General features: G+C 44.2%; 16 protein-coding genes. 9 read left to right on the forward strand and 7 right to left on the reverse strand.

Translation table 11 applies throughout. The annotated features are described in order from the left end of the window. The first annotated feature begins 32 nt into the window (after positions 1-32). From epmB to lpdA, 4 genes are all read left to right on the forward strand, one after another. A complete protein-coding gene (gene epmB, locus AAHH42_RS13560) occupies positions 33-1055 on the forward strand; it encodes an EF-P beta-lysylation protein EpmB (protein ID WP_072550566.1) in 1023 nt (340 codons plus the stop codon). A 201-nt stretch (positions 1056-1256) separates the two neighbouring features. Then, a complete protein-coding gene (gene aceE / locus AAHH42_RS13565; protein WP_342221362.1) occupies positions 1257-3947 on the forward strand; it encodes a pyruvate dehydrogenase (acetyl-transferring), homodimeric type in 2691 nt (896 codons plus the stop codon). Between the two features lie 40 nt (positions 3948-3987). Beyond that, entirely contained in the window at positions 3988-5319 is a 1332-nt protein-coding gene (locus AAHH42_RS13570; protein WP_342221363.1) for a 2-oxo acid dehydrogenase subunit E2, read from the forward strand. 36 nt (positions 5320-5355) lie between these two features. Beyond that, a complete protein-coding gene (gene lpdA, locus AAHH42_RS13575) occupies positions 5356-6834 on the forward strand; it encodes a dihydrolipoyl dehydrogenase (RefSeq protein WP_342221364.1) in 1479 nt (492 codons plus the stop codon). Between the two features lie 94 nt (positions 6835-6928). On the opposite strand, the gene AAHH42_RS13580 is transcribed toward lpdA, so the two are convergent. Continuing rightward, complete coding sequence (locus AAHH42_RS13580; RefSeq protein WP_072550562.1) at positions 6929-7216, reverse strand: GrxA family glutaredoxin; 288 nt, start codon at positions 7214-7216, stop codon at positions 6929-6931. 896 nt (positions 7217-8112) lie between these two features. On the opposite strand from AAHH42_RS13580, the gene AAHH42_RS13585 reads away from it, so the two are divergent. The 5 genes from AAHH42_RS13585 to potI all read left to right on the forward strand — a co-directional run bounded on the left by AAHH42_RS13585 (position 8113) and on the right by potI (position 13101). Continuing rightward, a complete protein-coding gene (locus tag AAHH42_RS13585; protein WP_072550561.1) occupies positions 8113-8655 on the forward strand; it encodes a YbjN domain-containing protein in 543 nt (180 codons plus the stop codon). A 236-nt stretch (positions 8656-8891) separates the two neighbouring features. Next, positions 8892-9995 carry a spermidine/putrescine ABC transporter substrate-binding protein PotF gene (gene potF, locus AAHH42_RS13590; RefSeq protein ID WP_072550560.1) on the forward strand — a complete coding sequence of 368 codons (1104 nt, stop codon included), beginning with the start codon at positions 8892-8894 and terminating at the stop codon, positions 9993-9995. A 21-nt stretch (positions 9996-10016) separates the two neighbouring features. Continuing rightward, positions 10017-11150: a putrescine ABC transporter ATP-binding subunit PotG gene (gene potG / locus AAHH42_RS13595; RefSeq protein WP_072550559.1), complete on the forward strand. Its 1134-nt coding sequence runs from the start codon at positions 10017-10019 to the stop codon at positions 11148-11150. A gap of 1 nt (position 11151) precedes the next feature. Then, positions 11152-12120: a putrescine ABC transporter permease PotH gene (gene potH / locus AAHH42_RS13600; RefSeq protein WP_072550558.1), complete on the forward strand. Its 969-nt coding sequence runs from the start codon at positions 11152-11154 to the stop codon at positions 12118-12120. 141 nt (positions 12121-12261) lie between these two features. Then, entirely contained in the window at positions 12262-13101 is an 840-nt protein-coding gene (gene potI, locus AAHH42_RS13605; protein WP_072550557.1) for a putrescine ABC transporter permease PotI, read from the forward strand. 8 nt (positions 13102-13109) lie between these two features. Here potI and AAHH42_RS13610 read toward each other — a convergent pair whose 3' ends face one another. The 6 genes from AAHH42_RS13610 to artJ are packed head-to-tail and all read right to left on the reverse strand — an operon-like array spanning position 13110 to position 18085. Beyond that, the gene (locus AAHH42_RS13610; RefSeq protein WP_119797719.1) at positions 13110-13946 is read right to left on the reverse strand and encodes an ABC transporter permease; all 837 of its coding nucleotides are present in this window, start codon (positions 13944-13946) and stop codon (positions 13110-13112) included. Beyond that, entirely contained in the window at positions 13936-14784 is an 849-nt protein-coding gene (locus tag AAHH42_RS13615; protein ID WP_342221365.1) for an ABC transporter ATP-binding protein, read from the reverse strand. Before AAHH42_RS13615 ends, AAHH42_RS13610 begins: the two co-directional genes overlap by 11 nt. Beyond that, positions 14774-15817, reverse strand: coding sequence for an ABC transporter substrate-binding protein (locus AAHH42_RS13620; protein ID WP_119797234.1), 1044 nt, complete (start codon positions 15815-15817; stop codon positions 14774-14776). Before AAHH42_RS13620 ends, AAHH42_RS13615 begins: the two co-directional genes overlap by 11 nt. A 29-nt stretch (positions 15818-15846) precedes the next feature. Beyond that, positions 15847-16602 carry an arginine ABC transporter permease ArtM gene (artM, locus tag AAHH42_RS13625; RefSeq protein ID WP_072550554.1) on the reverse strand — a complete coding sequence of 252 codons (756 nt, stop codon included), beginning with the start codon at positions 16600-16602 and terminating at the stop codon, positions 15847-15849. Next, the gene (artQ, locus tag AAHH42_RS13630; RefSeq protein ID WP_072550553.1) at positions 16595-17317 is read right to left on the reverse strand and encodes an arginine ABC transporter permease ArtQ; all 723 of its coding nucleotides are present in this window, start codon (positions 17315-17317) and stop codon (positions 16595-16597) included. The genes artM and artQ overlap by 8 nt, the downstream gene beginning before the upstream one ends. A 21-nt stretch (positions 17318-17338) precedes the next feature. After that, positions 17339-18085 carry an arginine ABC transporter substrate-binding protein gene (gene artJ, locus AAHH42_RS13635; RefSeq protein WP_072550552.1) on the reverse strand — a complete coding sequence of 249 codons (747 nt, stop codon included), beginning with the start codon at positions 18083-18085 and terminating at the stop codon, positions 17339-17341.

An 18085-nucleotide genomic window follows, 5' to 3' on the forward strand; every position in this document is an offset into this window, starting at 1 on the left:
TGGCCCTCTCGGAGCTAGTAGCTAAATAAAAAATGACACGCATTGTAACCCTAAATACATCTGCTAGAGAAGATTGGTTGCAGCAACTCGCTGACGCCATCACCGATCCTGACGAATTGTTGCATCTTTTAGCGCTCAATAAACATCCAGATTTACCACAAGGCCGTGATGCACGTCGCCTATTTCCTCTGCGCGTTCCCAGAGCCTTCGTCGCACGCATGCAAGCCGGTAATGCCAAAGATCCCCTGCTGCTGCAAGTTCTCACCGCCCGGGAAGAGTTTATAGTTGCACCCGGTTTTACGCACGATCCTCTGGAAGAACAACGCACTGTAGTACCCGGTCTGCTGCATAAATATCATAATCGTGCACTGCTATTGGTGAAAGGAGGCTGCGCTATCAATTGTCGCTACTGCTTCCGCCGTCATTTTCCTTATCAGGATAATCAAGGCAATAAAGACAATTGGCGTCAATCATTACAATATATTCGTCAACACACTGAACTTGATGAAATCATTTTCTCCGGTGGTGATCCTTTGATGGCAAAAGATCATGAACTCAATTGGTTAATCACTGAGCTTGAAAACATTCAGCATATTAAACGACTACGTATTCATACTCGTCTGCCTGTGGTGATCCCGGCACGCATTACCAAAGCGTTGTGCCAACAGTTTTCTGATTCAAACCTACAAATATTGATGGTGACACATATCAACCATGCAAACGAAATCGATCAGCCATTGTGTGACAGCATGGCACAATTGAAACGTGCAGGAGTAACATTACTGAATCAGAGTGTCTTGCTAAGAGGTATCAATGATACTGTGATAGCACTGGTAGAACTTAGTAATGCTTTGTTTGATGCTGGTATTTTGCCCTACTACATTCATCTATTGGATAAAGTGCAGGGCGCAGCACATTTTATGATCGATGACAATGAAGCACGGCATCTAATAAAAGGACTATTAAGCCGTGTATCTGGTTATCTGGTGCCGCGCCTCGTGCGAGAAATTGGCGGTGCGATGAGTAAAACACCACTGGAACTCAAGCTCACGTAAAACTGGGTTTAAACTGCTGAGTTTGAAAATAGACGAATAGATTTGGTAAGAGGTCTACTGATATATTGTTAATGTTAAAATGAGTTGAGTATTGAGTATAATGACTTCGGTGTTTTCACCAAGAGCATGTGCTTTGTCCCTGAGAATTAAGCACAGGGTAACCGAGTATAACCCATTGAAAGACAAAGAAGGAATACCACCGTGTCAGATCGTTTACATAACGACCCAGATCCGATCGAAACCAGCGACTGGCGACAGGCTATCGAATCGGTCATCCGTGAAGAAGGTATTGAGCGTGCTCGATACCTACTAGATCAGGTTTTGAGCGAAGCCCGTAAAGGTGGCGTTAACGTGACTCCTGGTTCAATGAATATAAATTCGACAAATAATGATTACATCAATACCATTGCCGTAGAGGATGAACCCGCTTACCCCGGTAATCTCAATCTAGAGCGACGTATCCGCTCTGCTATACGTTGGAATGCCGTGATGACCGTATTACGTGCTTCGAAGAAAAATCTTGACCTAGGTGGGCACATTGCCTCTTTCCAATCTTCGGCAACTTTCTACGACGTGTGTTTTAATCATTTTTTTCGTGCTCGCAACGAAAAAGATGGTGGCGATCTGGTTTATTTCCAAGGTCATATTTCTCCGGGGATCTACGCACGTGCTTTTCTTGAAGGTCGTTTGACGCAAGAACAGATGGACAACTTCCGCCAAGAAATTGATGGAAAAGGACTTTCTTCTTACCCACATCCCCAATTAATGCCTGAATTTTGGCAATTCCCTACAGTTTCCATGGGACTAGGGCCTATCAGTGCTATCTATCAGGCAAAATTTCTCAAATACCTCGATCACCGTGGCTTGAAAAACACCTCAGCGCAAACGGTTTATGCCTTCCTGGGTGACGGTGAAATGGATGAGCCAGAATCCAAAGGCGTGATCACCATCGCCACCCGCGAAAAACTGGATAACCTGATTTTCGTTATCAACTGTAACTTACAGCGCCTTGATGGCCCGGTTACAGGTAATGGCAAAATTATTAATGAATTAGAAGGTATTTTTGCAGGTGCTGGCTGGCAAGTTCTGAAAGTTATCTGGGGAGATCGTTGGGACGCCCTATTGCGTAAAGATAGCAGCGGTAAATTGATCCAATTGATGAATGAAACTTTAGACGGTGATTATCAAACCTTCAAATCTAAAGATGGTGCTTATATTCGTAAACATTTCTTCGATCGTTTCCCTGAAACCCAAGCATTGGTCGCAGACATGAGCGACGATGAAATCTGGTCGCTAAACCGTGGTGGACATGATCCCAAGAAAGTTTTTGCCGCGTTGAAAAAAGCACAGGATACTCAGGGTAAACCGACGGTTATCCTCGCCCATACCGTCAAAGGTTACGGTATGGGTGAAACAGCAGAAGGTAAAAATATCGCTCACCAGGTGAAAAAGATGAATATGCTTGGGGTCAATCACCTGCGTGATCGTTTCGATGTGCCTGTTACCGATACTGATATCGAAAAAATGCCGTATATCACCTTCGATAAAGACTCTGAAGAATATAAATACCTACACGCCCGCCGTCAGGCATTGTCTGGCTATTTGCCAACCCGTTTAAGAAATTTCACTGAAAAACAGAAACTGGAATTGCCTGTGCTGGCAGATTTTAATTCACTGCTAACAGCACAAACGAAAGAAATCTCTACCACCATTGCCTTTGTACGAGTGTTGAATTTACTGTTGAAGAATAAATCGATCAAAGACCGCATCGTGCCTATTATTGCTGATGAAGCACGTACCTTTGGTATGGAAGGTCTGTTCCGCCAGATCGGTATTTACAGCCCCAATGGTCAACAGTACACCCCACAGGATCGCGAACAAGTTGCTTACTATAAAGAGGACGAAAAAGGGCAGATTTTGCAAGAAGGCATCAACGAGTTGGGGGCGGCCGCTTCCTGGCTAGCCGCAGCGACATCATACAGCAGCAATGACTTCCCGATGATCCCGTTTTACATCTACTACTCTATGTTCGGTTTCCAGCGTATTGGTGATCTGTGCTGGGCGGCTGGTGATCAACAGGCGCGTGGCTTTCTTATCGGTGGTACTTCAGGACGTACTACTCTCAATGGTGAAGGTTTACAACACGAAGACGGTCACAGTCATATTCAATCACTGACTATCCCCAATTGTCTTTCTTACGATCCTGCCTATGCCTATGAAGTTGCGGTCATTATGCATGACGGTTTAGAACGTATGTATGGCGAAGCACAAGAAAATATTTACTATTATCTGACGACGCTCAACGAAAACTACGCAATGCCAGCGATGCCAGAAGGGGTTGAAGAAGGTATCCGTAAAGGTATTTACAAATTGGAGACGACCGATAAGGAGGGTGGCAAGGGTAAAATTCAATTAATGAGCTCAGGCGCTATTCTGCGTCATGTCCGCAAAGCGGCGCAAATCCTCTTTGAGCAATATGGTATCACTTCTGATGTTTATAGTGTCACTTCGTTTACTGAACTAGCACGTGAGGGTCAAGATTGTGAACGTTGGAATATGTTGCACCCAACAGAAAAACCACGTATCCCTTATGTCACAACAGTCATGCATGATGCACCCACGATTGCCTCTACCGATTATATGAAATTATTCGCTGAGCAGATCCGAAACTTTATTCCTGCTGGTCAATTCCGTGTATTAGGTACTGATGGCTATGGTCGCTCCGATAGCCGTGAAAACTTACGTCACCATTTTGAAATTGATGCTTCTTACGTGGTGGTTGCCGCACTGGGTGAATTGGCTAAACGTGGTGACATCAATACCAATATCGTTGCAGAAGCCATCGCTGAATTTGGCATTAATGCCGATAAAGTCAACCCACGCCTGGCGTAACAGACACACAACAGACCTAGAAATAAAAGGTAACGTATTTATGTCTATTGAAATAAAAGTACCGGATATTGGTGCCGATGAAGTGGAAGTCACCGAAATTATGGTAAAAATAGGTGATCCCGTTGAGATTGAACAATCGCTGCTCACCGTTGAAGGTGACAAGGCGTCAATGGAAATCCCTTCCCCACACGCAGGTATCATAAAAGAAATCAAAGTTGCGCTTGGTGACAAAATCGAAACCGGCAAACTGATCATGATCTGTGAGCGTGGCACCGATAGTGACACCGCGTCTGCTAATGAGGAAGAAAAACCGGCAGTGGAGCCTCCCTCAACACCTATTGCTATCGATAAAAACAATATCAATAATAACAATACCGATAGCAGTAAAATCGATAACAGTAGTGTTAGTAGCAGTAAGACAGAAAGCACAACAGAAAGCACAAATGAGTTTACGGAAAATTCCTCTTACGCACATGCAACACCGCTGATCCGTCGTTTGGCGCGTGAATTCGGTATTAATCTGGCAAAAGTGACCGCAACGGGCCGTAAGGGGCGTATCCTACGTGAAGACCTACAGACGTACGTGAAAAACCTGGTTAAACATACCAGCGAGGGAGGGATGTCAGATATCGGCATCTTACCTTGGCCAAAAGTTGATTTCAGTAAATTTGGTGACATCGAAGAAATCGAACTGGGTCGTATCCAAAAGATCTCTGGCGCTAATTTAAGCCGCAACTGGATCATGATCCCACATGTCACACAATTCGATGAAACCGACATCACAGAGCTTGAAGCTTTCCGTAAACAACAGAACATTGAATCAGAAAAGAAGAAATGGGATGTAAAAATCACCCCCCTGGTCTTCCTGATGAAAGCGGCGGCGCAAGCGCTAGAAACTTACCCACGTTTTAATAGCTCTCTTTCTTCCGATGCTCAAAAATTGACACTCAAAAAATATATTAATATTGGTGTCGCCGTTGATACAGCTAACGGTTTGGTCGTTCCGGTGTTCCGTGATGTTAATAAAAAAGGCGTGATTGAATTATCACGTGAACTGGCATTGATTTCCAAAAAAGCACGCGACGGTAAGCTAACCGCTGCCGATATGCAGGGGGGATGCTTCACCATATCCAGCTTAGGAGGTATCGGCGGTACAGCATTTACACCTATCGTCAACGCACCGGAAGTAGCAATCCTCGGCGTCTCTAAGTCATCGATGAAGCCGATTTGGAATGGTAAGGAGTTTGTACCACGCTTAATGTTACCGCTATCACTTTCCTTTGACCATCGTGTCATCGATGGTGCTGCAGGTGCTCGCTTTGTCAGTCATATTGGCTGCCTGATGGCGGACATCCGTCGTCTTATTATGTAACGTTTTATCACCAAATAAACCCTATGAGAGAGCATAATGAATACTGAAATAAAAACTCAGGTCGTAGTACTTGGAGCAGGCCCCGCAGGATACTCTGCGGCTTTTCGCTGCGCAGATTTGGGTCTTGAAACTGTATTGGTTGAACGCCATGAGACCTTGGGCGGTGTTTGCCTCAACGTGGGTTGCATCCCCTCCAAGGCGTTATTGCATGTTGCAAAAGTCATCAACGAGGCCAAGGCACTAGGTAATCACGGCATTACATTTGGTGATCCTACCATTGACATGGAAAAAGTACGGGGCTGGAAACAAAAAGTGATCTCTCAACTGACCGGTGGTTTAGCAGGGATGGCAAAAGGCCGTAAAGTCACAGTGGTGAATGGAACAGGTAAATTTACTGGTGAGCACACATTGGTAGTAGAAGGCGAGAAAGGGATAACTAGGACTATTAATTTCGATAATGCGATTATCGCAGCAGGTTCATCTCCGATTCAACTCTCGTTTATTCCCCATGATGATCCACGTGTATGGGATTCTACCGATGCACTGAAACTAGACACGATTCCTGAAAAATTACTCATCATGGGTGGTGGGATTATCGGCTTGGAAATGGGTACGGTTTACCATGCGCTAGGTTCTAAAATTGATGTGGTTGAAATGCTTGACCAAGTGATCCCCGCAGCGGACAAAGACATCGTTAAGGTATTCACTAAACGGATCAGTCAGCAATTCAACCTAATGCTGGAAACCAAAGTCACCCAAGTAGAAGCGAAAGAAGACGGTATCTATGTGACGATGGCAGGCAAAAAAGCACCCGCTGAAGCACAGCGTTATGACGCAGTACTGGTCGCGATCGGTCGAGTGCCCAACGGCAAGTCACTGGATGCGGAAAAAGCAAGGGTTAACATTGATAAACATGGCTTTATCCATGTCGACAAACAGTTACGCACCAATGTGCCACATATTTTTGCTATTGGCGATATTGTAGGCCAACCGATGCTGGCTCATAAAGGGGTACATGAAGGTCATATCGCGGCTGAAGTTATCTCGGGGAAAAAACATTATTTCGATCCTAAGGTGATCCCCTCTATCGCTTACACTGAACCAGAAGTTGCCTGGGTTGGTTTAACAGAAAAAGAACTCGTAGCAAAAGAAAAACTACAAGCAGAAAAAGATGGCACTATTTATGATGAAAAAACCAGCGAGAAAAAATATGAAACCTCTACTTTCCCGTGGGCAGCATCAGGGCGTGCGATTGCTTCTGATTGTGCCGAAGGTGTTACCAAACTGATTTTTGATAAAGAAACGCATCGTGTCATCGGAGGTGCCATCGTCGGTACCAACGGGGGCGAGCTATTGGGTGAAATCGGCCTGGCTATTGAGATGGGTTGTGATGCTGAAGATCTCGCCCTCACCATTCATGCCCATCCAACCTTGCACGAGTCTGTGGGTCTGGCTGCGGAGATCTACGAGGGTAGTATTACTGACTTGCCGAATCTAAAAGCCAAAAAAAAATAAATTCTTACCCCATTAAACCCACAAGCACCCGAGAAAATCGGCATAGGAAACAGCAGACGTCCGCTGTTTCCCTATTGTGATCCAAAGTGCCCCATCAAGGAATGCAGGATGCGCTCGTTTGATCAGTTTGACACAAGTATTTTTTAGCATAAGCCTCAAAATCTGTGCAACCACCGATATGTTGTTTATCAATAAAAATTTGTGGCACAGTCTCAACCGGTTTACCCACGCTCTTCTCCAGATCTGCTTTGCTAATACCTTCTGCGTGGATATCAATGTAACTAAATTTAAAATCATTACGTTGCGCCGCAAGCTTTTTTGCTAATTCTTGTGCACGAACACAAAAAGGACATCCAGGACGTCCAAATATCACGGTATACACACCAACATTCCTCATTTTTAAACAGGCTTTTACAAAATTATCCGGTTTTTTGACGTCTCTACTACCATCTAACTATCTAACAGCCTTGGAAAGATGTCAAATGTCATCCCATCCACACCACGCAGCAGGTTATGCAAGAGGTCTAATATTGAGTACATATTTAGCTCAAAACATGACGACACCGCCCACTATTAAAAAATAGAGGCAGAAATTTATAATTATTGTGGTCCAAGAAAAATGAAATATGCTAGATTATTCAGAATGCTATTTTGTAAACTCACAAACAAAAAAAATAGAGATCATTTTCAAAACATTCGTACCACTTTTAATATACTATAAATACACTCTACATTTTTCCATCTGAATATAAAAAAATGGATCTTAATTGGGATTAAGAATTAGAAATCTATCCTAACCATGTTAAGTCAAAACGGTATCATTTCAACTTGCCATTTTGTATATTCATTCTATTGGCAAATAGTTAATTTTTAAATATTGGACAATATAAAGTGATATGATAAACAAACAGCAATATCAGTGTATTGAGATATGAACTACAAGCTAAATAGAGATATCACAGTCTTCATCCTTTATTTAGGTTAATGACTTTGTCAATTAATTTAAACAAAATATTACTCACGCTTACTGTATTTATTGTTGAGGAGAAAAAATTCACAGGAAAAAAAGTAGCAATTATCTGTTATTCTGATTAATAATAGACCTCTTGCTAAGCCCATAGCTTGTGGTACGTACGAGAGCCGCAGATTTCGAATAGGCTCTAAGGAGTGTAAAGCTACGATGGATGCTTATTCTTTAATTTGTCAGAATTGATGATGGCGCTTGTCGTAAATATTCCGTAAGATATGCCACTTTTCGTCTTAATGAGGTTGATTGTAATGAGTTCACTCAATGCTCTAGATTTCAAGGTTCCAGATTTGGCCTTATTGCGCTGTTGGCTAAGTCAACTGGGATGCCCGTTTTTCGAGTGTGACTCCTGCCAAGCTCTCCACTTATGCCACATGCAAAAATGTGACGGTGTGTCTGATGCCAGAATTGATCTCAAGGATGACGTTATCCTGTTTTCAGTGCTGGCAGAAATCAGGCCAACGGCATTGATCCCGCTAAGCAGCAATTTAAGCCAGATTAATACTCTCTCTCTGACAGCAAAAGCATTTATTAATATCGAAGAAAATGACAATCTGGCACAGCTGATCGTATGCCAATCTATCAGTATCGCCACCGGCATCACTGAACAGCAATTTGACCACTTTATGCAGCAATCTACAGAACAAATCTCGATGATTATTTCCACAGTGGCAGAAAATGATATGCTATTTCTTAGTGACGACTATGAATATGAGGACGACGAAGAAGAGGAGGAAGAGGAGGAAGAAAAAAACTCGCCACCGGTGTCAAGATTTCGTCCAATTATCCATTAATCTTGGAATAGGCGAAAAAACGTCGTCACTTCTTGTATACAACAAGAATACTCATTTTTGATGAAGTATCAACGAGTGTAATAAATTCCTAAGAACCTGTTCCAAATCTTCTTGAGCGACGCTCAGACAAGGAAAAAATGAGTATTTTGAGCGCGTTTTTGACGAATTGCTTGACCAAAACACGGCGAGCACAAGAGATTTCGAACAGGTTCTAATAAGCTTCTAAGGAGTTGTAGATGTTCAACACAAAGTGGTTATCCGCTATAGCTATGGGTCTGTTAATGGCCACATCCGTCTCCGTTGCTGCTGAGGGGAAAAGGTTGCATGTCTACAATTGGTCTGATTACATCGCACCCAATACACTGGCTAATTTCCAAAAAGAAACCGGCATCAAAGTGGTCTATGATGTGTTTGACTCCAACGAAGTGCTGGACGGTAAGCTTATGGCAGGCAGCACCGGTTTTGATTTGGTGGTTCCTTCGGACAGTTTTCTTGAACGCCAATTGACAGCTAAGGTTTTCCAACCTTTGGATAAAAGTAAGTTACCCAACTATAAAAATCTTGATCCACAATTGCTAAAATTGGTAGCCAGTTACGATACAGATAATCAATTTTCTATCCCCTATATGTGGATGACTACAGGGATTGGTTATAACGTTGATAAAGTCAAAAAGGCATTAGGTAACGATGCACCGGTCGATAGCTGGGATTTAGTGCTAAAACCGGAAAATTTGGCGAAACTGCAAAACTGCGGGGTTTCTTTTCTTGATGCACCCAGTGAAGTTTTTGCTACCGTACTGCATTATTTAGGCAAAGATGCAAACAGTTCATTGGCCTCAGACTATACCGGCACGGCAACTGAGCTATTATTAAAATTGCGACCCAGTATCCGTTATTTTCATTCTTCCCAATACATTAATGATCTGGCAAACGGGGATACCTGTGTAGCTGTTGGTTGGAGTGGAGATATGATCCAAGCAGCCAACCGAGCAAAAGAAGCAAAGAATGGTGTTAATTTAGCTTACAGCATTCCTAAAGAAGGTGCGTTAGTGACTTTTGATCTGTTTGCTATGCCTGCGGATGCAAAAAATCCACAGGAAGCCTATCAGTTCCTGAATTATTTGATGCGCCCAAATGTCATTGCCGATGTCAGTAACCATATCTACTACGCCAATGCTAACCAGGCGGCCACACCCTTGATGAATGCAGTGGTACGAGATAACCCTGAGATCTACCCTCCAGCGGACATCCGCGCCAAAATGTTTACTCTGAAATTACACCCACCAAAATTGGATAGAGTAATTACGCGCGCTTGGACTAAAGTTAAAAGCGGTAAATAGAACCATTGGAGAGTCCACTGAGTGAACGAAGTTACTGGCCGCCTACCACCGAAATCCCAGAAGGTTTTTACTCCTTTGCTGGAGATACGCAATTTAACCAAATTTTTTGATGGTCACGCCGCAGTCGATGATGTCGATTTAACCATCTACAAGGGTGAAATTTTTGCGCTGCTAGGCGCATCGGGCTGCGGAAAATCAACGTTATTACGTATGTTGGCGGGCTTTGAACAACCGACTCAAGGACAGATAGTGCTTGATGGGCAGGATTTATCCCGTGTGCCGCCCTATCAGCGTCCCATCAATATGATGTTTCAGTCCTATGCACTGTTTCCTCATATGACGGTAGAGCAGAATATCGCTTTTGGATTGAAGCAAGACAAACTCGCAGCGCAGGAAATTAAAAATCGCGTCGCCGAGATGCTGACGTTGGTACATATGGAAGAATTTGCCAGACGTAAACCACATCAACTCTCCGGTGGTCAGCGACAACGTGTAGCTTTAGCACGCAGTCTGGCTAAGCGACCCAAATTACTGCTGCTGGATGAACCTATGGGTGCGCTGGATAAAAAACTTCGTGACCGTATGCAATTGGAGGTGGTCGATATTTTGGAAGGTGTCGGTGCAACCTGTGTCATGGTGACACATGATCAGGAAGAAGCGATGACAATGGCCGGGCGTATAGCCATTATGAACCGTGGAAAATTTGTACAAATCGGTGAACCGGAAGAAATCTACGAACATCCAAACAGTAGATTCAGTGCCGAATTCATTGGCTCGATAAATGTGTTTGAAGGTTTATTGATTGATAGGAAAGATGATGCATTGCGGATCCATAGCCCTGGCTTGCGCCATTCGCTAAAGGTCCCTTCTGATGCTTCGGTAATCGATGGTGTTCCAGTATTGATCGCACTGCGCCCAGAAAAGATTATGCTTTGCGAAAACATACCGCAAGATGAATGTAATTTTGCAGTGGGAGAAGTAGTAGATATCGCCTATCTGGGAGATTTATCTATCTATCATGTAAAACTGCACAGTGGTCAGATGATCAGTGCCCAATTACAGAACAGTCATCGCTACCGTAAAGGCATGCCAACCTGGGGCGACACAGTACACTTATGTTGGGATGCCGACAGTTGTGTGGTTTTGGGGAGTTGATATGGCAACGTTAGATCCTGCACGTACCTCAGCAAAATCCATCGCTCGCGTTATCCTGTCGGTTAAAACACTATTGCAACGCATTCAGCTGACCCAAGGCCGTAAACTGGTAATAGCACTGCCGTATCTCTGGCTATTTTTGCTGTTTATGTTGCCCTTCCTGATCGTGTTTAAAATCAGTCTGGCCGAGGTGGTACGCACCATCCCACCCTACTCTGATCTCGTTACCTGGTTGGACGGCAAGCTAAGTATTGCGCTGAATCTGGGTAATTACCTGCAATTACTCAACGATCGACTGTACATCGATGCTTATCTACAATCCTTGCAAGTTGCACTTATCTCGACGCTATGTTGTCTACTTATTGGTTACCCACTGGCGTGGGCGATTGCTCAAAGTAAATCTTCTACACGCAATATTTTTCTTTTGCTGATTATCCTGCCATCTTGGACATCATTTTTAATCCGAGTTTATGCTTGGATGGGGTTGCTAAAAAACAATGGCATCCTAAATAACTTGTTGATGTGGTCAGGTATTATTGATCAACCCTTGGTGATCCTGCATACCAATCTCGCGGTATACATTGGGATCGTTTATTCCTACTTGCCTTTCATGGTATTACCTATCTACACCGCGTTAACACGGCTAGATTATTCATTAGTAGAAGCAGCATTAGATCTCGGTGCTAAACCATTTAAAACATTCGTCAATGTCATTATCCCACTGACTAAAGGCGGTATTATCGCCGGCTCGATGCTGGTCTTTATCCCAGCGGTGGGAGAATTTGTTATCCCTGAATTATTGGGAGGACCGGATAGCATTATGATCGGTCGTATCCTGTGGCAAGAATTTTTTAATAATCGCGATTGGCCGGTAGCTTCAGCGGTGGCGATAGTCATGCTGGCCTTACTGATTATGCCAATACTCTGGTTTCATAAGCATCAAAACAAGAGACTTCTTGCAAAACCGTAACAAGTGGTATGAAGTCAAGGCACTCGGAGCACAATAACTGCGTGGTATATATGCGTACATGAGGATTGTGAGCACCACGTAACGCCGAATTCACACCAAGCAGTGGGTTTGCAAGAAGTCTAAGACAATAGGAGCCAGGATGTGAAAAACTCAGTACACTCGGTATGGCGTCGCCTGATCCTATTGATAGGCTACACCTTCCTCTATGCTCCGATGTTAATACTGGTCGTCTATTCATTTAACAGTTCCAAATTGGTGACAGTTTGGGCGGGCTGGTCGGTTCGTTGGTACAGTGAATTATTTAATGACTCGACGATGATTTCAGCCGTAGGGCTCAGCTTGACAATAGCAGCAGCATCGGCAACGATGGCAGTGGTGCTCGGTACCCTGGCCGCTGTTGTGATGATCAGATTTGGGCGTTTTCGCGGTTCAACCGGTTTTGCCTTTATGTTAACGGCACCTTTGGTTATGCCAGATGTGATCACCGGTCTATCATTACTATTGCTATTTGTTGCTATGGGACATGCCATTGGCTGGCCGGCGGAACGCGGCATGGTCACCATCTGGTTAGCACATGTTACTTTCTGCAGCGCCTATGTCACTGTGGTGGTCAGCTCAAGATTACGCGAATTAGACCGTTCGATTGAAGAAGCGGCAATGGATCTCGGCGCAACACCACTGAAAGTATTCTTTGTGATCACTGTCCCCATGATTACCCCAGCATTGGTATCTGGCTGGCTACTTGCATTTACACTCTCTCTAGATGATTTGGTGATCGCCAGCTTTGTTGCTGGCCCTGGCGCGACTACCTTGCCTATGTTGGTGTTCTCTAGCGTACGGATGGGCGTTAATCCAGAAATCAACGCGTTAGCGACATTGATCCTATTAGTCGTGGGTGTTATCGGTTTGATCACATGGTGGTTTATGTCACGAGTAGAAAAACAGCGACTACGTGACCTGCGTAGAGCCGCGCGGGGTTGATATTATACCTATTTCACTTGCCGATATCTTAACGCCTTACGTTCAATGACATTAACGCCGACATCTAGTAATAACGCACATAGGGTTAATAATAAGGTACCTGCCAATATCGTATTGATATCAAAGTTACCTTCTGCTTGCAGAATCAAGTAACCAATGCCACGAGAGGATCCCAAATACTCACCCACAACGGCACCCACAAAGGCCAGGCCGATCGCAGTATGCAAGCTGGAGAATACCCATGACGTAGCGGATGGCAGATAGACTGTCAATAATTGCTGTCGCCGGCTCGCACCTAGCATACGCACATTGGCTAACAGTGTAGGATTAACGTCACGCACACCCTGATAAACGTTAAAAAACACGACAAAAAATACTAATGTGATAGCAAACGCAACTTTTGACCAAATGCCCAGACCAAACCACATGGCAAAAATGGGTGCCAAAATCACACGTGGTAGCGAATTCACGGCTTTGATATAGGGCGCTAATAGCGCAGAAGCCAACGGAGAGACACCAAGATAAAGCCCAGCCAACATGCCAGCCAAAGTTCCCAAGGTAAACGCAAGTAAAGTTTCCGTTAACGTAATAATTAAATGAGGGTAAATCTGCGCCGGAAAAGAGAGAGAGAAAAGCAGCCTATCCCCCCACTCAATATCCATTTTTCCTTCTCCCTGAGTAAACCATTGCCAGAGATTCATCAGTACCTTACAAGGTTCGCCGAAAAAAAATGCCAGTTGCGGGTTCCATGACATGATCTCCCATAGCGTCAAAAAACAGCCAAGCAATAGAAGTTTTCCCAGTAACAAGGCGGTCGGGGAGATGTTAACGTTTTTACACTTCATGATCATGAGACAAACCATGTTGATAGTTTTTAAGCACTTCGCTACGTAGCACATCCCAAATATTACGATGTAGTGCAACAAAATCGGGATGGCTTCTGATTTCTGCCACATCTCGTGGACGTGGCAGAGAAACATCAAATTCTCCTATCGGGCGCGTAGCGGGGCCAGCCGAAAGCACAACCACCCGGTCTGCCAGAGCAATCGCTTCGTCCAGATCGTGGGTGATAAATAGCACCGCACTTTTTTTCTTCTCCCACAACGCCAGCAATTCATTTTCCATCAGCTGACGTGTCTGTATATCCAGTGAAGAAAAAGGTTCATCCATCAAAATGATATCTGGATCAAGGATCAGTGTTTGTGCCAATGCCACACGCTTACGCATTCCGCCAGAAAGCTGAGAAGGATAGCGATCTGCTGAGGCTGCCAGCCCTACACGTGTCAACCATTCCCTTCCTCGAGTACTAGACTCTCCGGGTGACATACCACGGTAGGTTAACCCTAATACCACATTTTCCAGCACGGTGAACCAAGGCATTAACACTTCTTTTTGAAACATGTACCCTGCACGCTGATTAATACCGTTCAATGGTTCATTAAATACCAGGATGTGCCCCGAAGAAGGCGCTATCAACCCCGCACAAAGATTCAGTAACGTCGATTTTCCGCAACCCGTTGGACCAACGACAGCAACAAACTCTCCGGCATTGACCGTCAAGGTGGTTTCCGCCAGTACAATCAACCTTTCCAAAGGATCCAGTGAGTTCACATAGTGATATGAAACCGCATGCAACCACAGTGCCTTGTCTTCTATTTTTCCAGAAGGCTGATTAAAGTGCATGCTGCTGCTCAGATAATACCTGTTGTGCAACTAATACATAGTGATTAGTCCAGGTACGAGAAAGATCGATATTTTCAGGGTGAATACTGGGGTTGAATGTCGCCAGCGCATGTAATGCTGTTTTCGCCGCAGCAGGGGAGAATAGCCCATCTTTTGATATAGCATGACGGATATTAGCGTAAGCCGTTTTATAAAGTTCGGGATCGCCTTGTAAATAATTTTTAGGCACCACAGCTGCAACTTCCTCGGGTGAAGCTGTGCTGAGCCAGTGTAGTGCTTTAAGCATGGCTTGGGTCAGTGCCTGTACGGTAGCGGGGTTATCCTTTAGAAAGGATCCTTGAGCGTAAAGAGAACCCGCTGGCATCGCACCACCGAAAATGGCTTCAGTGCCTGACAATGTGCGAGTATCGGCAATAACAGTAATCTCGTTATTTTTTTCGAGTAAAGAAATGACAGGTTCTGTGTTGGCGATAGCATCAATACGTCCTGAGCGTAGCGCATCAACAGCACCAGCTGAAGTGCCAACACCAATAAAAGAGACGTCCTGTGGTGTTAAACCTCCTTTTGCCAGGACAAAACTCGCCACCATATTGGTGGAGGAACCTGGTGAGCTAATACCGATTTTCTTTCCTTTTAAATCGGCAATCTGACGATAATTGGGCAAGGTTTTTCGTGAGACGCCGACAACAATCTGTGGTGCTAAGCCTGTCATGATGAACGCGGTAATGTACTGATTTTTTGCTTGTAATTTGATCGTATGCTCGTACGCACCACTGACCACATCGGCACTGCCGCCAATCATCGCTTGCAACGCCTTGCCGCCACCTGCGAAATCAACAATTTCAACGTGCAATCCGGCCTGTTCGAAATAGCCTCGCTGCTGTGCAATGGTCAGCGGGAGATTATAAAGAACACTCTTTCCTCCCACCGCAATAGTGACACGGGGTTTTTCTAACAAGGTCGATGATGAAATAGCCTGAGCACTAAACAATAATAAGACAACCAAAATTCCTTTAAAAATAGATTGCACCACGTGATCTCCTATATCCAAGCGGTTAATTATCAATTACAGCGTTCAAAAGCCAAGGCGCGCTGCTCGACTAAACGCATTAACAACGTTAATAACCCGTTAATACACAAGTAGACGACAGCGGTTGCAGCAAACACCATGACGTCATAAGTACGACCGTATATCATTTGGCTGTAACCCATTACCTCCATCAACGTAATGGTATAGGCCAAAGAAGTACTTTTAAACACCAATATTACTTCATTAGAGTATGAAGAAAGCGATCGTTTCAATGCGAAAGGAAGTAAAATCCGCAAGGACTGCATCCTTGACATACCTAGAGCAACACAAGCTTGCCACTGACCTTGGGGAATGGCCCGCACTGTGCCATAAAACAACTGAGTACTGTAAGCAGCACTGTTTAGTGCCAGTGCTATCATGGCACACAGCCAAGGTTGTGACAGCAGATCCCATAGCCACGGGTACTCACGAATTGACGGGAATTGCCCTGAACCGTAATAAATCAAAAAAATCTGAACCAGTAGAGGAGTACCGGTAAACAGGGTGATATAGATTTTTACTAAAGGTGCTAGCAACGGTGTTTTGATGATACTTCTTGCCATGAAACCCGCTACAGGGTGTGCATCCTGCATCTTGACGCCACAACACTCGCCACGCTGTCGTAAAAAATCCATTGTCAAAACGATGGTAAATAGCACGGCCAGCAACAATGCAAGCAACAGTGATGCCATAGTCAGCGTCAGACTGGTGTACAATCCTTTGATTATCTCGGGTAAATATTCAAACATCAGCCAAGTTCCGTTCAAAATCTGTAGTACGGAATTCAATCCACTTAATCAGGTACTGACTCAGTAAAGTGATCACCAGATAAATCATTGCCACAATAAGATACCAGGTGAAAGGTTCCTGAGTACGGGTGGCAATGCTTTTAGTTTGTAACATCAAATCGTTAACGCTGATCAATGATACTAATGCGGTATCCTTCAATAACACCAACCATTGATTACCCAAACCAGGCAGTGCATGACGCCACATTTGCGGCATAATCAGCCGGAAGAAAATCACGGCGGGCTTGAGAGCCAATGCCTGAGCCGATTCCCACTGACTGATCGGCACGGCTTTCAGCGCACCACGTAGAGTTTGTGAAGCATAGGCAGCATAGAGCAAAGCCAGAGCAATCACTGCACATAAAAAAGGACTCACTTCAAAACTATCGATATTCAATCTGAGCGGTAATTGAAACAGATAAAAATTCAACGTGAATCCATCAGACAACAACATCAATAACTGAGAAGAGCCAAAATAGATGAAAAGAACCACCAAAATTTCTGGTAATCCGCGTAACAACGTGACAAGAGAGGTACCGAGATAACGAAAAAACCGCCAACGTGACGACTCCCAAACAGCAAATAGCATCGCTAACAGCAAACCAGAAATTAATGCACAGACAGCGAGGCCAACGGTCATCCCTGCAGCATTAACCAAAGACTGAAAGTCATTCATAAAACCCACCCCCCGAGCCGTCTACTGTTTAAACCACTTATTGTAGAGGGTTTGATAAGTGCCATCCTGTCTTACCTGTACCAAGGCCGCATTTAATTTATTCAGCAACTCAGTATTGTTGTGACGCACTGCAATCCCCAAACCACTACCGAAATAATGAGCATCGGTAATCTTATCGCCAACAGCGACCAGGGTCTTATTCTTTTTTAGCCACTCATTCACCACGGCGGTATCACCAAATACCGCATCCAGACGATCATTTTTTAGATCTAGGATCGCATTTTGATAGCTGTCATAGGGAACGGTAGTAATTTCGGGATGTTCTTGCTGTAAAAATTGTTGGTGAGTCGTGCCATTTTGCATACCAACACGTTTACCACGCAATGAACCGATATCCGTGATTGTGTTTTTCTGCTTAAGCACGTTACGCGTAATAAATAGCGCGGAATTTTCATAATAAGGTTTACTGAAATCAACTTGTTTCAAACGCTCGGCAGTAATATCCATCCCCGAAATAATTGCGTCAAAACGACGAAATTTCAAACTTGGAATCAAACTGTCAAACGCTTGATTAGTAAAATTACAGGGGACGTCCATTTTTTTACACAGAGCCTGTGCCAATTCAATATCAAAACCCTGTATTTCATTATCGGCGCCAATAAATTCAAAAGGGGGGTAAGAGGCTTCTGTCGCAAAGCTAATCGGCTTAGCAGCAAAAACAGTAAAATTGAGACTGGCAATAAACACAGTAATGATTAATTTTTTCAT

It is taken from the genome of Candidatus Fukatsuia endosymbiont of Tuberolachnus salignus, from assembly GCF_964030845.1.
GTDB lineage: Bacteria > Pseudomonadota > Gammaproteobacteria > Enterobacterales > Enterobacteriaceae > Fukatsuia > Fukatsuia symbiotica.

Bases quoted from the DNA above. Each gene is read 5' to 3' on its own strand.
- lpdA (WP_342221364.1), top strand. From the start codon at position 5,356: ATGAATACTGAAATAAAAACTCAGGTCGTAGTACTTGGAGCAGGCCCC.
- AAHH42_RS13585 (WP_072550561.1), top strand. From the start codon at position 8,113: ATGAGTTCACTCAATGCTCTAGATTTCAAGGTTCCAGATTTGGCCTTA.
- AAHH42_RS13570 (WP_342221363.1), top strand. From the start codon at position 3,988: ATGTCTATTGAAATAAAAGTACCGGATATTGGTGCCGATGAAGTGGAA.
- potH (WP_072550558.1), top strand. From the start codon at position 11,152: ATGGCAACGTTAGATCCTGCACGTACCTCAGCAAAATCCATCGCTCGC.
- AAHH42_RS13610 (WP_119797719.1), bottom strand. From the start codon at position 13,946: ATGAAGTGTAAAAACGTTAACATCTCCCCGACCGCCTTGTTACTGGGA.
- potF (WP_072550560.1), top strand. From the start codon at position 8,892: ATGTTCAACACAAAGTGGTTATCCGCTATAGCTATGGGTCTGTTAATG.
- artM (WP_072550554.1), bottom strand. From the start codon at position 16,602: ATGTTTGAATATTTACCCGAGATAATCAAAGGATTGTACACCAGTCTG.
- artJ (WP_072550552.1), bottom strand. From the start codon at position 18,085: ATGAAAAAATTAATCATTACTGTGTTTATTGCCAGTCTCAATTTTACT.
- epmB (WP_072550566.1), top strand. From the start codon at position 33: ATGACACGCATTGTAACCCTAAATACATCTGCTAGAGAAGATTGGTTG.
- AAHH42_RS13615 (WP_342221365.1), bottom strand. From the start codon at position 14,784: ATGCACTTTAATCAGCCTTCTGGAAAAATAGAAGACAAGGCACTGTGG.
- artQ (WP_072550553.1), bottom strand. From the start codon at position 17,317: ATGAATGACTTTCAGTCTTTGGTTAATGCTGCAGGGATGACCGTTGGC.